4 protein-coding genes are annotated in these 7,306 nt (G+C 41.0%); all 4 read right to left on the bottom strand.

Annotated elements, in window-relative coordinates:
• Positions 1-79 precede the first annotated feature (79 nt).
• Genes ACWIUE_RS02370 through nuoL form a run of 4 tightly spaced genes read right to left on the bottom strand, consistent with a single transcriptional unit; the run spans position 80 to position 7,305 of the window.
• On the bottom strand, positions 80-2,380 hold the full coding sequence (locus tag ACWIUE_RS02370) for a tetratricopeptide repeat protein (RefSeq protein WP_454134506.1): 2,301 nt from the start codon (positions 2,378-2,380) through the stop codon (positions 80-82).
• Positions 2,381-3,850, bottom strand: coding sequence for an NADH-quinone oxidoreductase subunit NuoN (gene nuoN, locus ACWIUE_RS02365; protein WP_454134504.1), 1,470 nt, complete (start codon positions 3,848-3,850; stop codon positions 2,381-2,383). It abuts the gene before it with no gap.
• The gene (locus tag ACWIUE_RS02360) at positions 3,850-5,364 is read right to left on the bottom strand and encodes an NADH-quinone oxidoreductase subunit M (protein ID WP_454134502.1); all 1,515 of its coding nucleotides are present in this window, start codon (positions 5,362-5,364) and stop codon (positions 3,850-3,852) included. The genes nuoN and ACWIUE_RS02360 overlap by 1 nt, the downstream gene beginning before the upstream one ends.
• Before the next feature lie 9 nt (positions 5,365-5,373).
• Complete coding sequence (gene nuoL / locus ACWIUE_RS02355; protein ID WP_454134500.1) at positions 5,374-7,305, bottom strand: NADH-quinone oxidoreductase subunit L; 1,932 nt, start codon at positions 7,303-7,305, stop codon at positions 5,374-5,376.
• Between the last annotated feature and the right edge of the window lies 1 nt (position 7,306).

Here is a 7,306-nt window from a genome sequence, read left to right as displayed (position 1 = left end):
CAAAAACTCCGCGCCACTAAATCCTTCCATCATATACGGGAAAGTCCCGCTGCTCGTGCTATCTATCATCCTAAATCCTTTAAAATTTTTCTAACGCCATTTTGCAAACGCCTTCAAACTCGCCCTTAATTTTGGCGCATTTCTCAAACTCCGCCTTTGCGCTTTTATTATCGCCCAACTCATAATGCGCACTCCCGCGCAAATAATGCGCCTTTTGTGCTTCGGCATTATTTGCGTTACGCAAATTTGAGAGCACTTTTAGCATTTCGCTAAATCGATTTTCGCTAAAAAGCACATCAGCATAGCTTAGCTCCGCAAAGGGCGAAAATTCATAAGTTTTATGCGCCTTTTGCAAGGCAATCAAATCTTTTGCGTATTTTTCAACCGCGATATTATCATTATCATTTAGCGCAAAGTGCAACATTTCTTTATATAGCGGGATTAGAGCGCGATTTTTGGGAGAGAGATTTTGCAAAATATTAAATGTGCTTTTTGCGTCATTTTTTTGATTTAACTGAACTTGTGAGAAAAATAAAATTTCGCCCATTTTTAGCTTCGCCCCAATATTTTTTGCCAAACTCATCGCATCTCTGCTAGCGTTCTTTGCCCGTTCAAAGTCGCCAAGCGCAAAATGCACCCTTGCTTCATTCTGCAACCACTGCGCTTTGTCGCCATCACGCATTTGCGCGTTTAAATCCCGCGCTTGTGTGAATGCCTTTGCGCGAAATAGGCACTCAAAGATAGATTCTGCGTTTTTGGTGAGTAGTGGCATTTGCTCCCAAAGTGGGATAATTTTTTCGCATAATTTTTCACGCTCAATTAGCGCGGCGTAGGATTTTTTTAGCACTTCGCTATCTTTATCCAAATGCGCTTTTATCGCCACCACATCCGCATACCGCCCTAAATCAAATAGATTCTGCGCTTTTTTGGCGTAGGCAAGTTTGGCATTTTCGCTATTTGGGTAAGTTTGGATAATGTAGTCAAACTGCGCGATTTGCTTTTCTTTGTCGCCTTCATTTGTGGCAAAGAGCAAATTATCAGCGCGCGTTTTTACGCTATCTTTTTGATTTGATTCAGCAAAGGTTTTTAGAAACTCGCTATTTACGCGATATGCGTCATCTGGCATTTTCGCGCTCTCATACCACTGCGCGATTTGTAGCATTAAGTGCTCTTTAAAAGCGTCATTTTCTAAATGTGAGAGCATAAACTCTCCCGCCCTAGCACTCAAATCATAAAATCCATAATTTGCCCACAGCTCGAAGTTTTTCACGCTTTTTTTTGTATCATCTAAAAAATATTTTGGATTTGCATTTAGCACTTTGCTAATCAAATTTCTTGCATTTTTTTTATCATCATTTGCTAGTAAAAACTCCACCCAAGCAAGTGCCACAAAGCTCGCTGAATCCAAATCTTTTGCGCCCTCATAAGCTCTTGCATACAAAATGGGCGGTTGGCGTTTATCGCCGTTTTGAGCGAGATTCTGCGCCAAACCTACAAGCGCGTATTGCGCGTATTTGGAGCTTTCATACTCATCTAAAATGCGATTAAAATAATATTTTGCCTCCGCATAAATGCGAAGTTTGCTGTAATTGCTGCCGATGATATAAAGCACTTCGGGCACATTTGTATCCGCGCCAAATGCCTTAATCCACGACTTTGCGAGAGTTATCACATCATCTGGCGGATTGTCTATTTTATCCATCGCGCGAATCTTATAAAGCAGCGCATCGCGTGAAAATATGCTCTCTGCGTAGTTTTGCGTAATATTATCGGCGAGATTGATTGCCTCTGCGTAGTTTTTGTTTTCAAAATTATTGCGAAGTGCCAAAAATGCGCCAAAATCCGCTCCCTCTTCAAACGCAAGCGGACTTGCATCGATATTTAGCTCCCCGATGACAAAAGGCGCAGAATCTACGATATTTATGGGGAAATTTAGTCCGCTATATTTTTGATTCGACAAAAAGGGGATTGTGCTTTCATACCCTATAATTTGCCAATTTTGCGCGGTTTTGGGACGCTCTTTTGGTAGCGCAATATCGCTTTTTAAATCAAAGGCATTTGCAAAAAGGCGCATTTTTTTGGCAGATTTGGCAGATTTGGTAGGCTTGATAAATAGATGAAATTGCTTATTTTTAACCTCGCTATAAATTTCAAAAAACTCTAATTTTTGCCTGTGCTGTGGCTTTTTAGGGACTTTGTTTATAGTGCATTGAATCAAAATCACATTGCCATTTATATCGCTAGATTCAGCGCAGGGGATTGCGTTTGGCGACTTTATGGTGAGAATTGCAAAACGCGCATTTTGCTCCACACCATAATCCACCTGCAAATCCACCGCAAAAATCGCGCTAAAAAGTCCCACCAAAAGCAACAAACGCATTTAAAATCCTAAATACCGCCCCAAATGCGATAAAATCGTGCCAAGAAGCAAGAGCGAGACGAGACAGACGATGAATGAAAGTGCGATGATAGTGGTGATTGCAAGAGTGGATTTTGCGATTTGTGCGTTGTCTTTTGGCGATAAATCGCGCAAAGCACTTTGAGATTCTGCGTTTTTCGCTGAATCTAAATCTTTTAAAAACATAAAAATTATTAACTTCATATAATAATAAATCGCAATCGCGCTATTTAGCAATAAAATAATCGCAAGGGCGATGTGTCCGCTATTTATCGCACTTGAAATCACAAAGATTTTACCCCAAAATAATCCAAAAGGCGGTATCCCGCCAAGTGATAGCATAAACACCGCAAAGCAAATAGCAAGTAATGGCGCAGTTTTGATTAGTCCGCTAAATCGCTCAAAAGGCGCGCCCTTTTTATTATGCACCACCCAAAGCAATCCAAACGCCCCCAAATTGCTAAACGCAAACAAAATCCAATACAAAAATAGCGCACTAACGCTTTGCTCCGTCCCTACCACAATGCAGGCTAGTCCAAATCCCGCCTGTGAGATGGAGCTATACGCTAGCATTCTTTGCACATCGCTTTGCCGTAGGGCGATGATGTTTGGGATTGTCGTGGTTAGCGCAACGATGATAAATAAAATCACTTGCGCAAATGCAAACTCTAAAAATATCCCAAAAATACGCAACGCCACGATAAATGCGGCGATTTTTGTGGCAACTGACATATAAAATGCCAAAGGCGGATTTGAACCTTCATAAATATCTGGCACCCACGAGTGAAACGGGACAAATGATAGTTTAAACCCAAGCGCACCAAGCAAAAACACAAATCCAAGCAATAAAAACTTCGAATCGCCCCCCGCCGTGCTAACCGCAAATGCCAAATCCGCAATATCCAAACTCCCCACACTCGCATAAATAAATACCAATCCAAATGCGAATAATCCACTGCCAAATGCGCCAAGCGTGAAGTATTTTAACGCAGCTTCTAATCCTTTATCCGTGCGATTCAGCGCAATCATCGCATACAGCGCAAGAGATGACACTTCAAGTGCGATGAAAATAAGCATTAGATTACTTGCGGCACTCATAAACTGATACCCCGCAATCACAAATAAAAATAGCGCGTAAAACTCCGCGTAGCGAAACTCTCTATAATCGCCCTTGCTTAAAAGCACGAAAAATATGGAGGTTGAAAGAATGATAATTTGCGCCACCACGCTAAATCCATCAATCTCCACAAAGTCAAAAAATCCACTCCCATAACTATCCATATAAAGTAGCGAAAACAAACCAAGCGCGATAATTATCACACTCAAAGCAACATAAATCCCTTGATAAAATTTACCCAAAATCATATCAAGGCACAAAATCCCAAGCGCACCAAGCACAATTACAAGCATAGGCAAAATGCTAATAATATTTAGCGAAGCAAAATCTGGCATTATTTCACCTCCAAAAATTTACTTAAAAATGCTTTGTTTTCATCGATGAGTGCTTTTTCGCTCATAAAGGTGACGAGATTCTGCACGGAGGCGTCAATCTTGCTTAAAATGGGCTTTGGATAGACGCCAAGCCAAATCACAACGATTACTAGCGGGATTACAGCGCAAGATTCGCGCACATTTATATCGCTTAAATTTGTATTGTGCGGTTTTAGCTCATTTAAAAACACATTGCGAAATAAATTTAGCATATAAATTGCGCCCAAAATTATCCCGCTACCAGCCAAAAATGCGATAAATTTATTCACACCAAAAAATCCTAATAAACTCAAAAATTCGCCCACAAATCCCATCGTAAGGGGCAATCCCACGCTACCCATTAGCAAAATCGCAAATAACAGCGTAAATTTTGGCATAACTCGCGCGATTCCCCCATAGTGCGCTATCATTTTGGTATGCGTCCTATCATATAAAATCCCAACCATCATAAAGAGCGCACCGCTGATAATCCCGTGGCTTAGCATAAAAAACACACTCCCACTAATCCCCTCCACATTTAGCGCAAATGTGCCTAGCACGATAATCCCCATATGCGAGATTGAGCTATATGCGATAACTTGCTTCATATCATCTTGCGCAAATGCGATGAGCGCGGTATAAACTACCATTATCACACACAAAATCGCAATAGGCACGATAAAAGCCACACTTGCATCGGGGAATAGTGGCAAAGAAAAGCGCACAAACGCATAAGTCCCCATTTTTAGCAAAATCGCTGCGAGTATCACAGAGCCTGTGGTGGGAGCTTGTCCGTGTGCGTAAGGTAGCCAAGTATGAAGGGGGAACATAGGCACTTTTACGGCAATACCGATAAAAAACGCCACAAATAGCACTTTTTGCAAATCGACATCCAAAGGCAACGCATACCAATCAAGCAAGTCAAAGCTCCACACACCAGCACTTTGCGCGTAAATATACGCAAAATACAAAATGCCAAAAAGCATCACAAGCGAAGCGCAAAATGTGTATAGAAAAAATTTGATTGAAGCATAGATTCTGCGCTCACTGCCCCAAAAGCCGATAATATAAAGCATAGGCACTAGCGAAATCTCCCAAAAAATATAAAACAAAATCATATTTAGCGACACAAACGCCCCAATCATAATGGTTTCTAAAAATAAAAGTGCGATTAAAAAATGCTTGATATTTTTGACTTCATCTAAAAAAATGATACACAAAAGCACAATAAACGCACTCAAAACCACCAAAAAGAGCGAAATCCCATCAACGCCGATGAAATAATTTATGCCCTGTGCGATTGGGATAATCGTCACAAACTGAAATCCCGCATCCGCCCCATCAAATAAAAACCAAAGCATTAGGCATAATCCAAACTCGATAAGCGCGATGATTGTGGCGTAATATTTGAGTGCGACTTTATCCATCATATTGCTAAACATTAGCAAAGTTGAGAGTGCCGGCAAAAATAAAATGATATTTAACAAATGCTCCATTTTCTCCCCCTAAATCCCAGCGATAGCGAGAATCGCCAACATTACAAATATCCCAGCACTCATCAGCATAAGACTTTGCGTCAAAATACCACTTTGCAATTTTCTCGCACTTTGTGCGCTTTGCAAAAAGATTTTTGCGATTAAATCCACCATAAAATCGATGATTTTCAAATCAATCTCTCTCCACAAAAACTTCGCTATTGCCTTGTATGAGCGGATAAAAACTATGTCATAGATTCGCGGGATATAGTATTGATTTTTTAGCAATTTGTAGATGAAATTTTCTTGTATTTTTGCTTTGTCGATTTGCCACCATTTGCTTTGTGGGCGGTAAATAAAAATGGCAAAAATAATCCCAGCGATTGCCACAAATAGCGCGAGCGCGATTAGAATCGCAAATGTTGCCGAATCTAAATGCGCTTCTTTTGGGGTGATAAATTTGGCAATAAAATCCATAAAACTATGCTCAAAAAATCCAGCAAGGACGGCTAAAATCGCTAATGGTGTCATAGCGTAGAGCATAATTTTACTTGCCTCGTGTGGTGAATCGTGGATGGCGTTAGATTCGTGCGAATCTTGCGGAGCTTTGTTTTGTGCGTTAGATTCGTGCGAATTTGCGCTAGATTCGGCATTTTCATAATTTTTTGGTGCAAAAAATACCAGCATTATTAGTCGAAAACTATAAAACGCCGTTAAAAACGCGCTTAATAAAAGCACGATATAAATCCCAAAATTTCCCTCCACAAAGGCACTTTCCAAAATCTTATCTTTGGAGAAAAATCCAGCAAATGGGTAGATTCCAGCCAAAGCCACTGATGCGATTATCATTAAAATCGCGCTGAATCGCAATGGCTTCCACAAAGCCCCCATTTTGCTTATGTCTAGCTTGTCATTCATCGCGTGCATTACATTTCCCGCGCCCAAAAATAGCAGTGATTTGAAAAATGCGTGAGTGGTGAGATGAAAAAGCGCGATAGCATAATATCCCAAGCCCCCAGCCACAAACATATAGCCAAGCTGACTCAAAGTCGAGTAGGCAATAATGCGTTTTAAATCGTTATTGACTAACGCCATACTTGCGGCAAAAATCGCCACAAACGCGCCCAAATACGCAATCATTAGCCCGATATGCGGGATTGCATCATAAATAGGATTCGCACGAATCACCAAATAAACTCCCGCCGTTACCATTGTAGCGGCGTGTATTAGCGCAGATACGGGCGTAGGACCCTCCATCGCGTCTGCTAGCCAAGTGTGAAGTGGAAACTGCGCGGATTTTCCCATCGCACCGATAAAAAGCAAAATGCCAATCCACATCAAAATCACGCCATCAATATCGCCCACACTCCCAAACACCACGCTATATTTCAAGCTACCGCATACATAAAAGATTAGAAAAATGCCTAGCAATAGCCCCAAATCTGCAATGCGATTCATTATAAAGGCTTCATTTGCCGCAAAGGACGCACTTTTGCGATTGTGCCAAAAGCCAATTAGCATCCAAGAGCAAAGCCCAACGCCCTCCCAGCCGATAAATAATCCCAAAAAATTATCGCTCATCACAAGAATTAGCATTGAAAACACAAACGCACTCAAAAACGCAAAAAATTTATTGAAACATTCATCATTTGCCATATAGCCCACTGAATAAATATGCACAAAAAGCGAGACAATTAACACCACCAAAATCATCACACACGAAACGCCATCAATCACAAAGCCAAAGTCGATATTAAATCGCCCAGCCACAATCCACTCGCTTAAAATCGCGCTAATTGCGCCATTTTGCATTACTTCAAAAAGGGCGATAAATGCGCAAACTAGCGCAACTCCAAGTGCGAGTATCGGCACGAGCGCAGATAAAATATTTTTTTTGCTAAATGCAAAAAGTGTCGCAAATAGCGAGCCAAACAGCGGTGCAAAAAGTATAATTTCAACCATA

This window comes from Helicobacter sp. 23-1045 (assembly GCF_053654655.1).
This window is presented reverse-complemented; position numbering and strand designations above follow the sequence as displayed.

Excerpts from the sequence above, each read along its gene's own strand:
- ACWIUE_RS02360 (WP_454134502.1), bottom strand. The coding sequence starts at position 5,364 with ATGGAGCATTTGTTAAATATCATTTTATTTTTGCCGGCACTCTCAACT.
- nuoL (WP_454134500.1), bottom strand. The coding sequence starts at position 7,305 with ATGGTTGAAATTATACTTTTTGCACCGCTGTTTGGCTCGCTATTTGCG.
- nuoN (WP_454134504.1), bottom strand. The coding sequence starts at position 3,850 with ATGCCAGATTTTGCTTCGCTAAATATTATTAGCATTTTGCCTATGCTT.
- ACWIUE_RS02370 (WP_454134506.1), bottom strand. The coding sequence starts at position 2,380 with ATGCGTTTGTTGCTTTTGGTGGGACTTTTTAGCGCGATTTTTGCGGTG.